At 74.9% G+C, this 17,056-nt stretch carries 16 protein-coding genes and 1 tRNA gene; 7 read left to right on the top strand and 10 right to left on the bottom strand.

The annotated features are described in order from the left end of the window. Window positions 1–5: 5 nt before the first annotated feature. The 3 genes from RKE29_RS09665 to RKE29_RS09655 all read left to right on the top strand — a co-directional run bounded on the left by RKE29_RS09665 (window position 6) and on the right by RKE29_RS09655 (window position 3,249). On the top strand, window positions 6–1,283 hold the full coding sequence (locus RKE29_RS09665) for a betaine/proline/choline family ABC transporter ATP-binding protein (RefSeq protein ID WP_312004724.1): 1,278 nt from the start codon (window positions 6–8) through the stop codon (window positions 1,281–1,283). 110 nt (window positions 1,284–1,393) lie between these two features. After that, window positions 1,394–2,212, top strand: a complete 819-nt coding sequence (locus tag RKE29_RS09660) for an ABC transporter permease (protein WP_312004723.1) — start codon at window positions 1,394–1,396, stop codon at window positions 2,210–2,212. Then, window positions 2,209–3,249 carry a glycine betaine ABC transporter substrate-binding protein gene (locus RKE29_RS09655; RefSeq protein ID WP_312004705.1) on the top strand — a complete coding sequence of 347 codons (1,041 nt, stop codon included), beginning with the start codon at window positions 2,209–2,211 and terminating at the stop codon, window positions 3,247–3,249. Before RKE29_RS09660 ends, RKE29_RS09655 begins: the two co-directional genes overlap by 4 nt. Window positions 3,250–3,292: 43 nt before the next feature. Here the strand turns inward: RKE29_RS09655 and RKE29_RS09650 are convergent, their stop codons facing one another. The 5 genes from RKE29_RS09650 to RKE29_RS09630 form a co-directional block, all read right to left on the bottom strand. Continuing rightward, window positions 3,293–4,075, bottom strand: a complete 783-nt coding sequence (locus tag RKE29_RS09650; RefSeq protein ID WP_312004704.1) for a S16 family serine protease — start codon at window positions 4,073–4,075, stop codon at window positions 3,293–3,295. Between the two features lie 179 nt (window positions 4,076–4,254). Continuing rightward, a complete protein-coding gene (locus RKE29_RS09645; protein ID WP_312004703.1) occupies window positions 4,255–4,896 on the bottom strand; it encodes a helix-turn-helix domain-containing protein in 642 nt (213 codons plus the stop codon). A 347-nt stretch (window positions 4,897–5,243) separates the two neighbouring features. Further along, window positions 5,244–7,049, bottom strand: coding sequence for a DEAD/DEAH box helicase (locus RKE29_RS09640; RefSeq protein ID WP_312004722.1), 1,806 nt, complete (start codon window positions 7,047–7,049; stop codon window positions 5,244–5,246). A gap of 133 nt (window positions 7,050–7,182) precedes the next feature. After that, entirely contained in the window at window positions 7,183–7,551 is a 369-nt protein-coding gene (locus tag RKE29_RS09635; RefSeq protein WP_312004701.1) for a type II toxin-antitoxin system death-on-curing family toxin, read from the bottom strand. Continuing rightward, window positions 7,551–7,748, bottom strand: coding sequence for an Arc family DNA-binding protein (locus RKE29_RS09630; protein WP_312004700.1), 198 nt, complete (start codon window positions 7,746–7,748; stop codon window positions 7,551–7,553). The genes RKE29_RS09635 and RKE29_RS09630 overlap by 1 nt, the downstream gene beginning before the upstream one ends. Window positions 7,749–7,932: 184 nt before the next feature. Between RKE29_RS09630 and RKE29_RS09625 the strand changes: the two genes are divergently transcribed. Further along, window positions 7,933–8,004 (top strand) — tRNA-Cys (locus tag RKE29_RS09625). 144 nt (window positions 8,005–8,148) lie between these two features. Here RKE29_RS09625 and RKE29_RS09620 read toward each other — a convergent pair. Beyond that, on the bottom strand, window positions 8,149–9,018 hold the full coding sequence (locus tag RKE29_RS09620; protein ID WP_312004699.1) for a helix-turn-helix transcriptional regulator: 870 nt from the start codon (window positions 9,016–9,018) through the stop codon (window positions 8,149–8,151). 245 nt (window positions 9,019–9,263) lie between these two features. On the opposite strand from RKE29_RS09620, the gene RKE29_RS09615 reads away from it, so the two are divergent. The 3 genes from RKE29_RS09615 (at window position 9,264) to RKE29_RS09605 (ending at window position 11,488) form a co-directional block, all read left to right on the top strand. Continuing rightward, a complete protein-coding gene (locus tag RKE29_RS09615; RefSeq protein WP_312004698.1) occupies window positions 9,264–10,319 on the top strand; it encodes an aldo/keto reductase in 1,056 nt (351 codons plus the stop codon). 75 nt (window positions 10,320–10,394) lie between these two features. Beyond that, window positions 10,395–10,691, top strand: coding sequence for a putative quinol monooxygenase (locus tag RKE29_RS09610; protein ID WP_312004696.1), 297 nt, complete (start codon window positions 10,395–10,397; stop codon window positions 10,689–10,691). A gap of 125 nt (window positions 10,692–10,816) precedes the next feature. Further along, window positions 10,817–11,488, top strand: a complete 672-nt coding sequence (locus RKE29_RS09605) for an enoyl-CoA hydratase-related protein (RefSeq protein ID WP_312004695.1) — start codon at window positions 10,817–10,819, stop codon at window positions 11,486–11,488. A gap of 121 nt (window positions 11,489–11,609) precedes the next feature. Here the strand turns inward: RKE29_RS09605 and RKE29_RS09600 are convergent, their stop codons facing one another. The 4 genes from RKE29_RS09600 to RKE29_RS09585 form a co-directional block, all read right to left on the bottom strand. Beyond that, window positions 11,610–12,179, bottom strand: a complete 570-nt coding sequence (locus RKE29_RS09600; RefSeq protein ID WP_312004694.1) for a TetR/AcrR family transcriptional regulator — start codon at window positions 12,177–12,179, stop codon at window positions 11,610–11,612. A gap of 61 nt (window positions 12,180–12,240) precedes the next feature. Next, window positions 12,241–13,251, bottom strand: a complete 1,011-nt coding sequence (locus RKE29_RS09595) for an ABC transporter substrate-binding protein (protein WP_312004693.1) — start codon at window positions 13,249–13,251, stop codon at window positions 12,241–12,243. Between the two features lie 327 nt (window positions 13,252–13,578). Next, window positions 13,579–15,912: a molybdopterin cofactor-binding domain-containing protein gene (locus RKE29_RS09590; RefSeq protein ID WP_312004692.1), complete on the bottom strand. Its 2,334-nt coding sequence runs from the start codon at window positions 15,910–15,912 to the stop codon at window positions 13,579–13,581. Beyond that, the coding region (locus tag RKE29_RS09585) for a 2Fe-2S iron-sulfur cluster-binding protein (RefSeq protein WP_312004691.1) at window positions 15,909–17,056 on the bottom strand (1,148 nt) is incomplete at its 5' end. The genes RKE29_RS09590 and RKE29_RS09585, both read right to left, overlap by 4 nt.

Here is a 17,056-nt window from a genome sequence, read left to right as displayed (position 1 = left end):
GTGCCGTGACCACCGCCGCCGCGCCCGGTACCGCCGCGGGCGCCGCCGCCACCGCCGGCGCCGCCATCCGCCTCGACCAGCTCACCAAGCGCTACCCCGGCAGCGCGGTGCCCGCCGTCGACAACGTCACCATGGAGCTGAAGGCCGGGGAGGTCGTGGTCCTGGTGGGCCCGTCCGGGTGCGGCAAGTCGACCACGCTGAAGATGATCAACCGGCTGATCGAGCCGACCTCCGGTCGGATCCGCATCGGCGACGAGGACGTCACCGGCATGGACCCGGTCCGGCTGCGCCGCCGGATCGGCTACGCCATCCAGTCCTCCGGCCTGTTCCCGCACATGACGGTCGCCCAGAACATCGCCCTGGTCCCCAAGATGGCCGGCTGGCCGCGGCAGCGGATCAGGGACCGCGTCGAGGAGATGCTCGACCTCGTCGGCCTCGACCCCGGCGAGTTCCGCGGCCGCTACCCGCGCCAGCTCTCCGGCGGCCAGCAGCAGCGGGTCGGCGTGGCGCGGGCGCTGGCCGCCGACCCGCCCGTACTGCTGATGGACGAGCCGTTCGGCGCGGTCGACCCGATCACCCGCAACCACCTCCAGGACGAGCTGATCCGGCTCCAGCAGGAGCTGCGCAAGACCATCGTCTTCGTCACCCACGACTTCGACGAGGCCATCAAGCTCGGCGACCGCATCGCCGTGCTGCGCGAGCGGTCGCACATCGCGCAGTTCGACACGCCCGAGGCGATCCTGACCAACCCGGCCGACGACTTCGTGGCCGGGTTCGTCGGCGCGGGCGCGGCGCTGAAGCGGCTCGGCCTCACGCGCGTGCGGGACGTGACGGTCGGACGGCTTCCGACCGCGTCCGTGGACGACCCGCTGGAGCACGTCACCGGCCTGCTGACCGCCGAGGGCACCAGCGAGGTGCTGCTGCTCGACCGGCGCCGCCGCCCGTACAAGTGGCTGCGCCACGAGGACCTGGCGCGCGCCCAGGGCTCGCTCGCGCGCGCGGGCACGCTGGTGCGGCACACGGTCACCCGCGACGCCACGCTGCGCGACGCGCTGGAGGCGGTGCTCACCGACAGCGCCGGGCGGGCGGCGGTCACCGGGCGGCACGGCGAGTACACGGGCGTGGTCGACGTGGGGACACTGATGAACTCGGTGCACGAGATGCTGGAGGCCGACCGCCTCGACGCCATCCAGCACCGCCACGAGTTGGAGGAGCTGCGCGCCGCCCGGACCCGGCGGGAGCAGGAGGGCACGGACGCGGACCAGGCGAGGGAGCGGGCATGAGCCAGTCACCGCCGCCGCCCGGCAATCCGGGCGCGGAGCCGCCGCCCACGGCGGCCGATCCGGTCCGTACGGCCATGGCGGACCGTACGGCCATGGCGGACCGTACGGCCATGGCGGACCGTACGGACCCGGCGCCCGCCACGGAGACCGAAGGCGAAGACGGCAGGCCCGCCGGGCCGGCGCTGCCGCCGCGCATCACCTGGCGCAAGCTCACCTTCCTCCCGGCCTTCCTCACCGCCGGCCTGCTGGCCACCTGGCTGTGGTTCTCCCACACCGAGCTGGACTCGATCGCCCGCAACTCGATCGCGGACGGCAACATCTGGCTGCGCCTGCGCCAGCACGTCGAACTCACCGCGATCTCCACCGGCTACGTCCTGGTCATCGCCATACCGCTGGGCATCCTGCTCACCCGGCGCAGGCTGCGCGCCGCCGCGCCGCTGGTGATGGCCGCCGCCAACGCGGGCCAGGCGGTGCCCGCCATCGGCCTGCTGGCGCTGCTGGTGATCTGGCTGGGTACGGGCACGAAGGCGGCCCTGTTCGGCATCGTCGTCTACGCCGTGCTGCCCGTGCTGTCCAACACCGTCGCCGGGCTGCGCGCCATCGACCCCACGCTGATCGAGGCCGCGCGCGGTGTCGGCATGTCGATGTGGGGCGTGCTGACCCGGGTGGAACTGCCGCTCGCGGTGCCGCTGATCCTGGCCGGGGTGCGCAACGCGCTGGTGCTCAACGTGGGCACGGCCACGCTCGCCTACTTCGGCGGGGGCGGCGGGCTCGGCGACCTGATCGCCACCGGGATCGCCAACCACCGGATGCCGATCCTCGTGCTCGGCTCGATTCTCACGGTGGCGCTGGCGCTGTTCGTGGACTGGCTGGCGTCGCTGGCCGAGCTGCTGCTGCGGCCGCGCGGCCTGGAGGAGGCCCCGTCATGACCACCAGGCTCACCCGCACCAGGAACCGCCGTGAGGCCCGCACCCGTACCCGTACGGCCCGGGCCGCCCGGCCCGCCGCCGCGCTCGCGGCCCTCGCGCTGCTGCCCGCGCTGCTCGGCGGCTGCGGCCTGCACAGCGGCAGCCGGTTGGCCGACGACGTCGAGCCCGGCTCGGTGGGCCGGGGCCGCCCGCTTCAGGGGGCGCACCTGACGGTCACGTCCAAGGAGTTCAGCGAGTCGATCATCCTCGGGCACGTCATGGGCATCGCCTTCGAGGCGGCGGGCGCCGACGTGCAGGACCGCACCGGCATCCAGGGGTCGATCGGCACGCGCGAGGCCATCAAGTCCGGCGACGCGGACGCGATGTACGAGTACACCGGCACCGGGTGGATCACCTACCTCGGCCACGACAAGCCGGTCGTCGACCCGTACGAGCAGTGGAAGGCCGTACGGGACGCCGACCGCCGCAACGGCGTCGCCTGGCTGCCGCCCGCCGAGCTGGACAACACCTACGCGCTGGCGCTCAACGAGGCCCACGCCCGCCGGTACGGCACCAGGACCCTCTCGGACGTCGCCGCGCTGGCGAAGCGGGACCCGGAGGCGGTGACGGTGTGCGTGGGCAACGAGTTCGCGGTGCGCGACGACGGCCTGCCCGGCATGGCCGAGGCGTACGGGCTCGACCTGCCGTCCGCGCGGATCCGGAAGATGGACGACGGCATCATCTACACGCAGGTGGCCAAGGGCCGCGCGTGCGCCTTCGGCGAGGTGGCCACCACGGACGGCCGCATTCCGGCGCTGGGCCTGAAGGTGCTGGAGGACGACCGGCACTTCTTCCCGAACTACAACGCCGCGCCGGAGATCCACGCGAAGACGCTGGAGCGCTATCCGGCCATCGCCGACGTGCTCGCCCCGATCACGAAGAAGCTCACGAACGAGGTGGCGAGCCGCCTCAACGCCCGGGTGGACGTGGACGGCGAGGACCCGCACGACGTGGCCAGGGACTGGCTGGTGGAGGAGGGGTTCGTCAGGAACGGCTGACGGCGGGGCGGGCGCGGGCGATCCGTACGCGGGAGTGGACCGGTCAGCAGTGCGGGACCCGGCCGCCCGAGCCCAGCGCCCGCAGCGCGTCGACCGCGCCGGACAGCGTGCTGACCGGAACCAGCCGCAGCCCCTTCGGCAGGTCGTCCTTCGCGTCCGCGCACTCGCCCTTGGGCACGAGGAACACCGTCGCCCCGTCCCGCCGCGCCGCCTGCGTCTTCAGCGACACGCCGCCCACCTCGCCGACCTCGCCGCGCGCGGTCACGGTGCCGGTGCCCGCGATGGTGCGGCCCCCGGTCAGGTCGCCGCCGCGGCCGTCCCCGGCGATCTTGTCCACGATGCCGAGGGCGAACAGCAGCCCCGCGCTCGGCCCGCCGACGTCCGCGAGCCGCAGCCGTACGTGCACGTCCTTCGGGGACAGCCGCAGGTAGCGCAGCGCGGCGCTGGTGGCGTCGTCCTGCGACTGGGCCATCTCCTGGAGGTTGTGCCGCTCGATCTCCCTGCTGGTGTCGCCGACGGGGTAGACCGAGTCGCGCGGCATCACGGCGCGGTCGCCGTCGAACCAGGCCGACAGCACCGTGTTGAGCCGTACGGTCGCATCCGGGCCGGTGGCCGTGATCGTCGTGGCCCGCAGCCGACCGCTGGTCGTGCGGGTCTTCACACCGGACACGGTGATCACCGGCCGGCCCGCGTCGGAGCCGAGGACGTCCGCGGTGGGGCCGGGATAGGCCACGGAGTACGGCAGCGGCGCGGACGCGGCGACGGCGAACAGGGCGACGACGGGCGCGGCGCAGGCCGCGAGGATGCGGGCGCGAGGTGACAGCACGCCCGCCACCCTAGTTGACGGCCGTCACGGGCCGGGGGCCGCCGGCGGGGTACGTACGGGAGGGGGCGCGAGCCGGCGGGGGCACCGGCGCGGGGCGCCGGGCGTGGACGTACCGCCGGGTTCGGAACCCGTCCGTACCGGCCGGCGCGGCCCGTACCGGCACCGCGCCGCGCGCCCCGTCACCGCAGCGCGTCCGCCACCTCCCGCGCCGCGTCCACCACCCGTGGCCCCACCCGCTCCGGCACCGACTCGGCCAGCATGACCACCCCGACGCTGCCCTCCACGCCGGTGACCCCGAGCAGCGGGGCGGCCGCGCCGCTGGCGCCCGCCTCCAGTTCGCCGTGGGTGAGCGTGTAGCCGGGGTCCTCGCCGCGGCCCGCGCGGGCGGCCAGTATGGCGCGGCCGGCGGCGCCGCGGTCGAGGGGGTGGCGGAAGCCCGGCCGGTAGGCGACGTGGTAGTCGGTCCAGCTCGGCTCGACCACGGCGACGGCGAGGGCCTCGGCGCCGTCCACCAGGGTGAGGTGCGCGGTGGCGCCGATGTCCTCGGCGAGGGAGCGCAGCGCGGGCAGCGCGGCCTCCCGGACCAGGGGGTGCACCTGGCGGCCGAGCTGGAGCACGCCGAGGCCGACGCGGGCCCGGCCGCCGAGGTCGCGGCGCACGAGGGCGTGCTGTTCGAGCGTGGCCAGCAGGCGGTAGACGACGGTCCGGTTGACGCCGAGCTTGTGCGACAGCTCGGTGACGGTCAGGCCGTGGTCGGTGTCGGCGAGCAGCTTGAGGACGCGCAGCCCTCGGTCGAGCGTCTGGGAGGTCTCCGCGGTCACGACGCCCCTCCTCGAATGTGAGTGGCGGCTCTTGCCGTCAGTGGCGCTGCCGGTCCCGGCGACGGCGCGCGGACGATGCCGCCGGTCGCGGTGTTACGCACCGGCTGCGCTCCGGGGCGGCGTTGCCACGGAGCGTGTGCGTTCGCGCGGAACGGTATCGAGCGAGTCCGGTGAGCGGAAGACTTGGTCCAGAATGCGGGCGAAGCTGCCGTGACAGGAGTTATGCGCAAGTCCGTTTTGGTGAAGTCTAAGCGCGTATGGGGCGGCGTGGCGGCGGCGATGGTGGCAACTTCATGAACGGCGCCCCGGCAGGCTCACGCCCACCGACCACCGACCGGGCCCCGGCGTCACCGCATCCGGGTCGCCCACTCCCGCACCTTGGCGATCCGCGCGGTGAGCTGCCCGGCCGTGGCCTCCGCGCTCGGCGGCCCGCCGCACACCCGGCGCAGCTCGGTGTGGATCACGCCGTGCGGCTTGCCGCTCTGGTGGGCGTACGCGCCGACCAGCGTGTTGAGCTGCTTGCGCAGGGCCAGCAGCTCCTTGTGGGTGACGACCGGGCGCCGCTCGGCGGGGATCTCGGGCAGGTCGGCCTCGGCGTCCGGCTTGCGGCGGCTGTGCGCGATCTGCCGGGCCTGCCGCCGCTGGAGCAGCATCTGCACCTGGTCGGGTTCGAGCAGGCCGGGGATGCCGAGGTAGTCCTGCTCCTCCTCGCTGCCGGGGTGGGCCTGCATGCCGAACTCGGCGCCCTCGTACACCACCCGGTCGAAGACCGCGTCGGACTCCAGCGCCTCGAAGGGCAGCGTGTCCTGATCGCCGGTGTTCTCGTCCTGCTCCCGCTCGGCCTCCTGGAGGAGCTTGTCCTCCTCGGCGTACGGGTCCTCCTCCTCGCCGTCCTTCTTCGGCTTGTCCAGGACGTGGTCCCGCTCGACCTCCATCTCCCCGGCGAAGCCGAGCAGCGCGGGGATGGTGGGCAGGAACACGGACGCGGTCTCGCCGCGCCGCCGGGACCGTACGAACCGGCCGACCGCCTGCGCGAAGAACAGCGGCGTGGAGACGGTGGTGGCGTACACCCCGACCGCGAGCCGGGGCACGTCGACACCTTCGGACACCATGCGCACGGCCACCATCCACCGGTCCTCGGACGCGGTGAACTCCTCGATGCGCCCCGAGGACCCGGGGTCGTCGGACAGCACCACGGTCGGACCGGTGCCGGTGATCTCGCGCAGCAGCTTGGCGTACGCGCGCGCCGAGTCCTGGTCGGAGGCGATGACCAGGCCGCCCGCGTCCGGTATGGCCTTGCGCACCTCGGTGAGGCGGCGGTCGGCGGCGCTGAGCACGTTCGGCATCCAGTCGCCGCGCGGGTCCAGGGCGGTGCGCCACGCCTGGGCGACGGCGTCCTTGGTCATGGGCTCGCCGAGCCGGGCGGCGACCTCGTCGCCCGCCTTGGTGCGCCAGCGCATGTTCCCGCTGTACGACAGGAAGATCACCGGCCGGACCACGCCGTCGGCCAGCCCGTTGCCGTACCCGTAGGTGTAGTCGGCGGCGCTGCGCCGGACGCCGTCCGGGCCCTCCTCGTAGTGCACGAACGGGATCGGGTTGGTGTCGGAGCGGAACGGCGTGCCGGTGAGCGCCAGGCGCCGGGTGGCGGGCTCGAACGCCTCCAGGCACGCCTCGCCCCACGACTTGGAGTCGCCCGCGTGGTGGATCTCGTCGAGGATGACCAGCGTCTTGCGCTCCTCGCACCGGTTGCGGTGCAGCATCGGCCGGGCGCCGACGCCCGCGTACGTCACGGCCACCCCGTGGTACTCGCGGCCCAGCCGGCCCGCGCTGTACTCCGGGTCGAGCCGGATACCGGTACGGGCCGCCGCCTCCGCCCACTGCTTCTTCAGGTGCTCGGTGGGCGCGACCACGGTGACCTGCTGCACGACGTGGTGGTGCAGCAGCCAGGAGGCGAGGGTGAGCGCGAAGGTCGTCTTGCCCGCGCCGGGCGTGGCGACGGCGAGGAAGTCGCGGGGGTGCTTGTGGAGGTACCGGTCCATCGCGGTCTGCTGCCAGGCGCGCAGCTTGCTCGCGGTGCCCCAGGGGGCGCGTCCGGGAAAGGCCGGCGAGAGGTGGTGGCCGGCGGCCGTCGGGTGCGTGCTCACGGTCTCCATCAGCCGGTCGGGGTCGGTCACCGCCGGCCCACGAGAGCGGCCGACGCCCGCGACAGCCTACCGGGGCGGGGGCGGGCTGCCCGGGGCGAGCCCCGGGCGGCCCGCCCCCGCCCCGGGTCGGGCCTCTTCCGCCTCACTGGGCGAACCGCGTCAGCCCCTCGGAGATCTTCACGACGTCCAGCTCTCCCTGGCATACGCCGAGCACGAACCTCTCGGCCTCGTCGACATCGAAGTCCGCTCGCAGCGGATGTCCGTTGACGTGCAGGAAGACCCAGGTGGCATACCAGGAGAGCCGCTTGTTGCCGTCCACCAGCGCGTGGTTGCGAGCGAGCGACTCCATGAGGGCCGCCGCCTTCTGCCAGACGTCCGGATAGGCGTCCTGGCCGAACACACTTGCCTGCGGTCGGGCCAAGGCGGATTCCAGGAGCCCGTAGTCGCGCACTTCGCTGGCTCCCAGCCGCTCCGCCAGGCGCAGCAGCTCGGGCAGCGTCAGGTAGTGCATCAGGCGAGCCTCCGGTTCAGCTCGGCGCTTACCTTCAGCACGTGGTCCGCGGCCTCGTTGAACAGGCGGGAATGCTCGTTTATCGCCGAGATCACGGCGTCGTGGGCGAACGACTGCATGCTCCGCCCCTCGGCCTCCGCCCGTTTGCGCAGGGCGTCCAGCTCTTCGTCCGTGAACCGCAGATTCAGACCAGCCATGGCACAACGGTACCATGTGGTACCACTTGGTGCCATCCGGTGACGCCCGGGGATAGGAGGCCGCAGAGCAGGGGGCTGGACGGGGCCGCCCGTGAACGCCGTATGTCAGTTCCGTGGCAGCGCCCGCCGGGTCGTTGAAGCCCGGCGAGACCCGCCCTATGGTCGATGACACCGGCAAACACCCGGCCGTGTGCCCGAGTGGTTCAGGGACTCGCCTGCAAAGCGAGTTACACGGGTTCGATTCCCGTCACGGCCTCCGCACCCCCTGACCAGGGGAAACAGCGGGGCGACACCCCCGGAAGGGTGGCGCCCCGCCGGCCGTCCGGCTCAGTCTCCGTCTCAGTCGGCGGGTACGAGCGCGCCCGGCGCCCGCCGCGCCCCGGCGGCGGGCGCGCCGCGGTCACGTCACCCGGCGGCTCTCCCGGGCCCACGCCGCCAGCAGCCGCAGGGCCGTCTCGGACGGGGAGCCCTCCTCGACCGTGTAGGCGATGAGGGCCTGGTCCGGGTCGGCCGGGAGGCGCAGGGTCTCGTAGCCGAGGTCCAGTTCGCCGACCACCGGGTGCCGGAAGACGTAGCGGCCGTGGGTCTTGTCCTTGATGCGGTGCTCCGCCCACGCCTCGCGGAACTCGGGGCTGGCCGCCGACAGCTCCTCCAGCAGGGCCGCCGTGTGCGGGTCGTCCGGGTGGCGGGCGGCGTCGAGGCGGAGGTAGCCGGCCACGTCGCGGACCTTGCCGCGCCAGTCGGCGAACAGCCTGCGCACGCCCTCGTCGCGGCACAGCAGGCGGGCGAGGTTGCGCCGGCTCGGGGGCAGCGCGCCGAAGTCGGTGATCAGGGCGGCGGCCAGGTCGTTCCAGGCCAGTACGTCGGTGTTGCGGCCGACCACGTACGCCGGCACCTCGGCCGCCGAGTGCAGCAGGCGCAGCAGGCCGGGCCGCACCCGCTGCGGCTCCGGCTGGGGCGCGCCGTCGGGGCCGGCCGGGGCGGTCCACGGCCGGGCCAGCCGGTACAGGTGCTCCCGCTCGACCGGGTCCAGCCGCAGCGCGCGGGCCACCGCGTCCAGCACCGTCTCGGAGAAGTGCAGCGTGCGGCCCTGCTCCAGCCGTACGTAGTGGTCGACGCTGACCCCGGCCAGCTGGGCCAGCTCCTCTCTGCGCAGGCCGGGGACCCGCCGCCGCCCGCCGTGGCGGGGCAGGCCGGCCTCCTCGGGCCGCAGCCGGGCCCGTCGGGACCTGAGGAACTCGCCCAGTTCAGCGCGCCTGTCGAGGGTCATGCGGGCAGTATCCCGGCCGGTCCGGGCCGGTGTCCGGGCTTCCCGGCGCCCGGTACCCCTGATCCTGGTCACGCCGTGCCCAGGCACCGGCTGCCGCTGGCGGGAGCGCCGGGCGGCGGCGACCCTGGACGTACCGGGCACGGTTCCGGTCCGCGGGCCGCGGGCCCCAGGGCGCCCGCACCGCCGCCTGCCGTCCCGCGGCGTCCAACGGCAGACCACGACCTCCGCAGGGGAACCACGCGCACATGACCACCAGCACCCTCCCCACCCGCCCGCTCGGCGGCACCGGCATGGACATCACCCGCCTGGGGTTCGGCTCCTGGGCCGTGGCGGGCTCCGGCTGGCGCTTCGGCTGGGGCGCCACCGACGACGCCGAGTCCGTCTCCGCGATCCGCTACGCGGTCGCGTGCGGCGTCAACTGGATCGACACCGCCGCCGTCTACGGCCTGGGCCACTCCGAGCAGCTCGTCGGCAAGGCCGTCGCCGACCTGCCCGAGGCCGACCGGCCGTACCTGTTCACCAAGTGCGGCCTGGTCTGGGACCCCAAGGACCCGCAGGCCGCGCCCCGCCGCCACATGCGGCCCGCGAGCGTGCGGCGCGAGCTGGAGGACTCGCTGCGCCGGCTGAACGTGGGCCACATCGACCTGTACCAGGTGCACTGGCCGGACACCGGCGCGCCGATCGGCACGGCGGGCAGCGGCGCCGGCGAGGTGTCCCCCGACGCCACCCCGCTGGAGGAGTACTGGCAGGTCATGGCCGATCTGAAGGCCGAGGGCAAGGTCCGCGCCATCGGCCTGTCCAACCACTCGGCCGCCCAGCTGGCCGCCGCCGAGGAGATCGCGCACGTGGACGTGATCCAGCCGCCGTTCTCCGCGATCAACCGCTCGGCGGCGCCCGAGGTCGCCTGGGCGCACGCCCACGGCACGGGCGTGATCGCCTACTCCCCGCTCCAGTCCGGGCTGCTGACCGGCACGTTCTCCGCGCGGCGGGTCGCCGGGCTGCCCGCCGACGACTGGCGGGCGTCCCACCCCGACTTCACCACCGGCCTGGCCGCCAACCTCCGCCTGGTCGAGGCGCTGCGCCCGGTCGCCGAGCGGCACGGCGCCACCGTGCCCGAGGTGGCCATCGCCTGGGTGCTGGCGTGGCCCGGGATCACCGGCGCGATCGTCGGGGCCCGCAAGCCCGGCCAGGTCGACGGCTGGATCGAGGCCGGCTCGGTGGCCCTGAGCCCGGCCGACCTGGACGACGTCGCCGCCGCCATCGAGGTCTCGGGGGCGGGCTCCGGCCCGGTCCGCCCCTGACGGCAGCCGGTGCCCGGCCGGCCCCGGCCGGGCACCGGGCCGAACACCCGCAGGGCCCGAAGGGAGATGGACGGCATGACTCTCACGGTCGTCGCCGAGTGCCTGGCCTCGCCGGGCCAGGAGGACCGGTTGCGCACCGCCCTGGAGGCGCTGATCGAGCCGACCCTGGACGAGCCCGGCTGCCTGTCGTACCGCCTGTACTCCGACCCGAACGACCCGGGACGGATGGCGATCGTGGAGGAGTGGACGGGCCCGCAGGCGCTGGCGGAGCACTTCGAGACCGCGCACTTCCAGCACGCGGCGCAGGTGCTCGGCCGGATACTCGCCGAGCCGCCGGTGATGCGCAGACTGGTCGCCGCGCCCGGCGACTGACGGCCCCCGCCCGGGATCGTACCGAGCAGTAACATTTCGCCATACCGAGCGGTATCATCTGGCCAGATCCCGGGCCCGGGACTGCGTACGGCCAGGTCGGGCCCACGAGCGAAGGTAGGCCGACCGTGCCCAGTCTCGACCGCGTGGACGACGTGTTCCTCCTCGACATCGGCGACACCGAAAACCGCTTCCACCCCGACTGGCTCGCCGCGGTGAGCGAGCTGCTGGACGAGGTGGAGAAGGCGGACGGGCCGCGCGCCCTGGTGACCGCGGCGACCGGCAAGTTCTTCTCCAACGGGCTCGACCTCGACTGGGTCTTCGCCCACGGCGACCAGCTGGCCGACTACGTCCGGTCCGTGCACGACCTGCTCGCCCGGGTGCTGTCCCTGCCGCTGGTCACCGTGGCCGCCGTCCAGGGGCACGCGTTCGCCGCGGGCGGCATGCTCGCGCTGGCCCACGACTTCCGGGTGATGCGCGAGGACCGCGGCTTCTGGTGCCTGCCCGAGGCGGACATCAACATCCCCTTCACCCCCGGCATGTCCGCCCTCATCCAGGCCCGGCTGAGCCCGCAGGTCGCGCACGAGGCCATGGTCGGCGCCCGCCGCTTCGGCGGCCGTGACGCGCTGGCCAAGGGCATCGTGGACCAGGTGGCGCAGGAGGGGGCCGTACGGGAGACGGCCCTGGAACTCGCCCGGTCCCAGACGGCCAAGGCGGGCCCCACCCTGGGCACCATCAAGGCCCGCATGTACGGCCCGGCGCTGGCCGCGCTGCGCGACGGGGAGGCGGGGCTGGGCTGACCGGGCGCGGGCCGGAGGCGGGCGGGCGGCCGGGCCGTACGGCGGGAGGTAAGGCCCGGCGGCCGTTACGGTGACGCGGCGGCCGTACGGTGGCGCGGCGGGCCGTACGGGCCGGCCGCCGCTACCGGGCCGTGTGCGCCGCCAGCAGCCCCAGCGCGCCGTCCACGGCCCGCGTGAACCCCTCGGCGGAGCCGTCCGCGCGGGCCAGCACGTAACCGCCCTGGACCACCGCGACGACGGCGGCGGCCGTGGCGGCCGGGTCGAGCGGCGCCGGCAGCTCGCCCCGGTCGCGGCCCTCGGCCAGCACCTCGGCGAGCCGACCGCGCAGCCAGGCGAACGTCTCCTCCACCGGCCGGCGCAGCGCGGGGTCGGCCATGACGTCCGGGTCCTGGGTGAGGCGGCCGACCGGGCAGCCGCGCAGCACGTCCCGCTCCCGGCGCAGGTAGGCGGTGACGCGCTCGACGGCCGTGCCCGGGGCGGACAGCAGCGCCTCGGTCTCGCCGCGCATCTCCTCGGCGGTGCGGGTGATGGCGGCGAGCGCCAGCGCGGGCTTGCCGTCGAAGTGGTGGTACATGCTGCCCTGGCCGACCCCGGACCGCTGCTGGATGGCCTTGGGGCTGGTGCCGACGTATCCGCGCTCCCACAGCAGCTCGCGGGTGGTCTCGATCAGGCGCTCGGAGGTGCTGCTCACGCCGCGAGTGTACCTACTGGTAGGCACAATCGGTGAGGCGGCGGTCAGGGGCACAGCCGGGTCAGCCGCGCCCCGTCACCGCCCGGAAGTCCGCGACCCGGCTCAGGTCGGCCGGGTGGGTGACGGCGCCCATGGCGGTCATGGTCTGGGCGATGGACCGGTAGATGCGGGACAGTTCGCCGCTCGCGATCAGCTTCTTGTTCTCGGCGCCGGAGTACAGCCGCACGCCGCGCAGCGTCGAGGTCAGGTCCTCCGGCTTGGTGCCGGCCGCCTCGGCCATGATCTCCACGGCCTCGGTCCGGTCGCTGCGGTAGAAGGCGATGGCCTTGTTCCAGGCCGCGACCAGCTTCCCGGCCTCCTTCTGGTGGCCCTTCAGCCACCCGGCGTTCGCCACGAGGAAGTCGCTGATCAGGCCGGGCGACTCGGCGCTGTCGTAGAGCACGTGGACGTCCCGCGCCCGGCCGCCGCCGGTCGCCTCGGTGATGTACGGCTCGTAGGTGACGGCGACCCGGGTCTTGCCCTCGGCGATGAGCGCCCCGGCGTCGGCGGCGAGGACGTCGTCGGAGCGGATGTCGCCGAAGGGGATGCCGGACTTCAGCAGGTAGTGGTGCAGCAGCAGGTCGCTCGTGGTGCCGCGCTCGTAGGCGACCCGGCGGCCCCGCAGCTGCTCGGCGCGCCTGATGGACTTGGCCGCGAGGATCGCGTCGGCGCCGACCGACGCGTCCTCGTACAGGATCGGGGTGACGGGCCGCCGCTTCTCCGCGAACTGGATGATGTGCCCGGCGTCGAGATTGGTCACGTCCGTCTTCCCGCCGAACAGGGCCGTGTTGCGCTCCGTGTCCTGCTGGAAGTTGACGAATTCGACATCGATGCCGAGTTCGGTGAAGAAGCCTTTCCTGTCGGCTATGTACCAGGGCGCGTAGCCGATCCACGGCATGATGCCCATCGTCACGGTCTCGCGCTCGCTCGTGGTGTCCGAGTCGGGGCCGCAGCCGGTCAGGGCGGCGGCCGCGGTGGACAGGGCGACCAGACCGGCGAGCGCGGTGGTTCCGGCGCGCCGACGCTGTCGCATTCCCACGGAAATCCTCCACATCAGGGGCCGTCCGCCTGGCCGCCGGCGTTTGAACGTGATGCGGCGAGTCTCATTCTGCTTGGCGAGTGAAGTCAAGTCGCGCCCGCCGGACCACGTGCGATGTCCTTGTTTCCCGGGTTTTCCCCCGGGTTCTCCCCTGGTTTTCGCCGCAGACAGGGTTTTCTCATTCTGTGGGATTGTGTCGTGTTCCGTCGCTTCCGGCTGTCCCGTCGTCCGTCGTCGTCCGTCGTCCGTCGGCGCGTTCCCCGGCCCTTCGGCGGTCCGCGCTGCCCCCTCCCGGTGCCCGGTTCCCCCCGGGCGCGCCCGTCAGGGGGCCGGGTTCGTCACCACCGCCGCCTGCGGGCGGATCGGCAGCCGGTTCACCGGGCGGCCCGTCGCCGCCCGTACGGCCGCCGCCACGGCCGCCGGGGAGGTGACCACCGGCACCGCGCTGACCGCCTTGGCCCCGAAGGGCGCGACCACGTCCCGCTCCTCCACCAGGCGCACGATCCGGATCTCCGGCACGTCGACGGCGGTGGGCAGCGCGTACCCGGTGAGGTCCGGGTGCCGCACCACGCCGCGCGACGTGCGCAGGTTCTCGGTGAGGGCGGCGCCCACGCCCTGCGTGACGCCCGCCTCGATACGGGCCGCCACCTGCCGGGGGTTGAGCGCCCGGCCCACGTCCTGGGCCACCGCCATGTCCACCACGCGCACCGCGCCCAGCTCGATGTCCACGTCCACCACGGCCCGTACGGCGCAGAAGGCGAGCCCCACGAACGCGTCGCCCTGGCCGGTGTCGTCCAGCGGCTCGGTGGGGTGCGGGCGGCACTGGGCGGTGGCCCACAGCTCCTTGCCCTCCAGCGCCTCCTCCACCGTCGTGCTGAGCACCCCGTCGTACGAGGTGATCTTGCCGTCGGCGATGCTCAGCAGCTCCACCGACATGCCGAACTTCTGCGCCAGCGGCTGGAGGAGCTGGGTGCGCACCATCTTCGCGGCCCGCTCCACCGCGCCGCCCGACACCCACGTGTGCCGCCCGCGCGCGGCGGGCCCGGCCGGCGGCTGGTCGGTGTCCACCGGCGCGACGTGCACCTCCTCCACGCCGAGCACGTCCTGCACGATCTGCCGGGCCAGGGTGGTGAAGCCCTGCCCGGTCTCCACCGCCGCGCAGATGACGGTGGCCACCGTGCCCTCCACCTTCACCGTCGCCGTGGACACCTCGTCGGCGCCCTCGGCGCCCAGCATGTGGACCATGCCCAGCGCGTAGCCCACGCCCCGGCGCACCGCGCCCGGCTCGCCCGCGCCCTCCGGGCCGCCCGGCAGCAGCCACTCGTCCTCCGGGTCGTCCTTGGGCAGCGGCGGCAGCGGCGCCTCCCGCACCGCCTGGAGCAGCTCGGCCACCGGCGCCGGGCAGGTCACGGTCTGGCCGGTGGGCAGCAGGTCGCCGGTCGCCAGCACGTTGCGCATCCGCAGCTCGGCCGGGTCCAGGCCGAGCCGGGCCGCCAGCTTGTCCATCTGGCCCTCGTAGGCGGCGCACACCTGCATGGCGCCCTCGCCGCGCACGTGCCCGGACGGCGGGTTGTTGGTCCGTACCGCCCAGCCCTCCACGAAGGCGTGCGGCACCACGTACGGGCCGCAGGCGAAGGACACGGCGGCGGCCAGCGCGTCGGCGGAGGCGTCCGCGTACGCGCCCGCGTCCAGCAGGATCTGCGCCTCGACCTTCACCAGGCGGCCCTCGGCGTCCGCGTGGTGGCGGTAGCGCAGCAGGGTGGGGTGGCGGTGCGCGTGGCCCAGGAACGACTCCTCGCGGGTGGCCACCAGCTTCACCGGCCGTCCCGTGCGCAGCGCCAGCAGGCCGAGCGCCAGCTGCATGCCCGGGTCCTCGCGCTCGCCCATCGCGCCCGGCACGCCGGTCACCACCACCTTCACCCGGTCCGGCTCCAGGCCGAAGCAGGCGGCGGCCAGGTCGCGGTCGGCGTGCGGGTCGGTGGACGCGGTGTAGATCTCCACGCCGCCGTCCGGCCGGGGCACGGCCAGGCCCGCCTCGGCGCCGATGGGCGCCGGGTCCTGGCGGCCGATCCGGTACAGGCCCTCGACCGTGACCTCGCCGGTCACCTCGGGGTCGCCGTAGTGCAGCGGGATGTGCCGGACGAGGTTGCCGTCGGGGTGCAGCGGCTCGGCCGCGAACGCCTCCTCCGGATCGGTCACCGGCTCCAGCACCTCGTACGCCACGGCGATGGCGGCGGCGGCCAGCCGGGCGGTGTCGGGGTGGTCGGCGGCGACGGCGGCGATCGGCTCGCCGTGGTAGCGCACCAGGTCCTGGGCGAACACCGGGCGGTCGGCGACGTGTCTGCCGTGCGCGGCGTCGCCGGGCACGTCGGCGTGCGTGAGCACGGCCCGTACGCCCGGCATCTGCTCGGCCTGCGAGGTGTCGACCGACGCGATGCGCGCGTGCGGGTGCGGGGACCGCAGCACGGCCGCCCACAGCAGGCCCTCGGCCCACAGGTCGGCCGCGTACGGGAAGGTGCCGGACGCCTTGGCGGGCGCGTCGGCGGGCGGCACGGACACGCCCAGGCCGTGCGGGGGCGGCGGGGCGCCGGTGCCCTGCGGCAGCGCGGTGACGGGGGCGGCGCTCGCGGCGGCGCCGTCTGCGATTCCGGTCATGCTCCTGCCCCTCCGGTGGTGCCGCTCTCGCCCCCGTCTCCGCTCGCCGGGCCCGCCTGGTGGCCGAGGTCCGGCAGGTCGGCCGGGCCCGGCATCGGGTGCGCCTGGTGCGCTCCCGGCGCCTGGTGCGGGCCGGGCGCCTGGTGCGGGCCGGGCGCCTGGTGCGGGCCGGGCGCCTGGTGCGGGCCGGGCGCCTGGTGCGGGCCGGGCGCCTGGTGCGGGCCGGGCGCCTGGTGCGGGCCGGGCGCCTGGTGCGGGCCGCGGGCAGCCGCCGGGTCGGCGCCGTCGCCGCCCGCCGCGCCCACCGCGCTCTCCCGGGCGGCCACGACGTCCCGTACGGCCTGGAGGACGCCCCGGTAGCCCGAGCAGCGGCACAGGTTGCCGCAGATGGCCTGGCGGGTCTCCAGGTCCGACGGCGCGTGGTTGCCCTCCAGCAGGTCGTGCACGGTCATCGCGAGGCCGGGCACGCAGAAGCCGCACTGCACCGCGCCCGAGGCGACGAGCGCCTGCTGCACGTCCGACAGCTGCCCGTCGGCGGCCAGCCCCTCGACCGTCCGCACCTCCGACCCGGCGACGGTGGCCGCCGGCACCAGGCAGGAGGCGACCAGGCGCCCGTCGACCTGCACCGAGCAGGCGCCGCACTCGCCCTGCGAGCAGCCGTCCTTGGCGCCCGCCAGGCCCAGCCGCTCGCGCAGCACGTACAGCAGCGACTCGCCGATCCACGCGCCGGTGACGGGCCGGTCGGCGCCGTTGACGCGCAGGACGTACGAGGCGTGCGGGTGCTCGCTCTCGACGACGGCGGGCTCGGGCTCGGGTGGGACGGCCAGGCCGTCCGCGTCGGCCGGGAGTCCGGGGAGGGCCAGGCCGTCCCCGGGGGTGTCGTCGGCGCCGGCCGGGTCCCGCGGGAACTCCGGGGGCGCGGGGGCCTGGGCCGCGGAGGCTGCCGGGGGTTCCGGGGCCGGGGCGGCGGAGCCGGGGCCGTCGTCGGCCGGGTGCTCGTGGGTCACCGGGTCGTGGGCCAGGGCGTCGTGGGGCAGGGGGTCGGCGGGCGCGGGCGCGCCGGGGGTGGGGGTGCCGGGCCGGGCGGCGTCCTGCCCGGAGGGGGCGGGCCCCGTGGCGCCGGGATCCTCCGGGCCGGGGGGCC

Origin of the sequence: Streptomyces sp. B1866 (assembly GCF_031932565.1) — a bacterium.
Taxonomy (GTDB): Bacteria; Actinomycetota; Actinomycetes; order Streptomycetales; family Streptomycetaceae; genus Streptomyces.
Note: the sequence above shows the minus strand (reverse complement) of the source record. Positions and strands in the feature narration are given on the sequence as shown.

Excerpts from the sequence above, each read along its gene's own strand:
- RKE29_RS09660 (WP_312004723.1), top strand. The coding sequence starts at position 1,394 with ATGGCGGACCGTACGGACCCGGCGCCCGCCACGGAGACCGAAGGCGAA.
- RKE29_RS09655 (WP_312004705.1), top strand. The coding sequence starts at position 2,209 with ATGACCACCAGGCTCACCCGCACCAGGAACCGCCGTGAGGCCCGCACC.
- RKE29_RS09640 (WP_312004722.1), bottom strand. The coding sequence starts at position 7,049 with ATGGAGACCGTGAGCACGCACCCGACGGCCGCCGGCCACCACCTCTCG.
- RKE29_RS09635 (WP_312004701.1), bottom strand. The coding sequence starts at position 7,551 with ATGCACTACCTGACGCTGCCCGAGCTGCTGCGCCTGGCGGAGCGGCTG.
- RKE29_RS09630 (WP_312004700.1), bottom strand. The coding sequence starts at position 7,748 with ATGGCTGGTCTGAATCTGCGGTTCACGGACGAAGAGCTGGACGCCCTG.
- RKE29_RS09620 (WP_312004699.1), bottom strand. The coding sequence starts at position 9,018 with ATGACCCTCGACAGGCGCGCTGAACTGGGCGAGTTCCTCAGGTCCCGA.
- RKE29_RS09615 (WP_312004698.1), top strand. The coding sequence starts at position 9,264 with ATGACCACCAGCACCCTCCCCACCCGCCCGCTCGGCGGCACCGGCATG.
- RKE29_RS09610 (WP_312004696.1), top strand. The coding sequence starts at position 10,395 with ATGACTCTCACGGTCGTCGCCGAGTGCCTGGCCTCGCCGGGCCAGGAG.
- RKE29_RS09595 (WP_312004693.1), bottom strand. The coding sequence starts at position 13,251 with ATGCGACAGCGTCGGCGCGCCGGAACCACCGCGCTCGCCGGTCTGGTC.
- RKE29_RS09590 (WP_312004692.1), bottom strand. The coding sequence starts at position 15,912 with ATGACCGGAATCGCAGACGGCGCCGCCGCGAGCGCCGCCCCCGTCACC.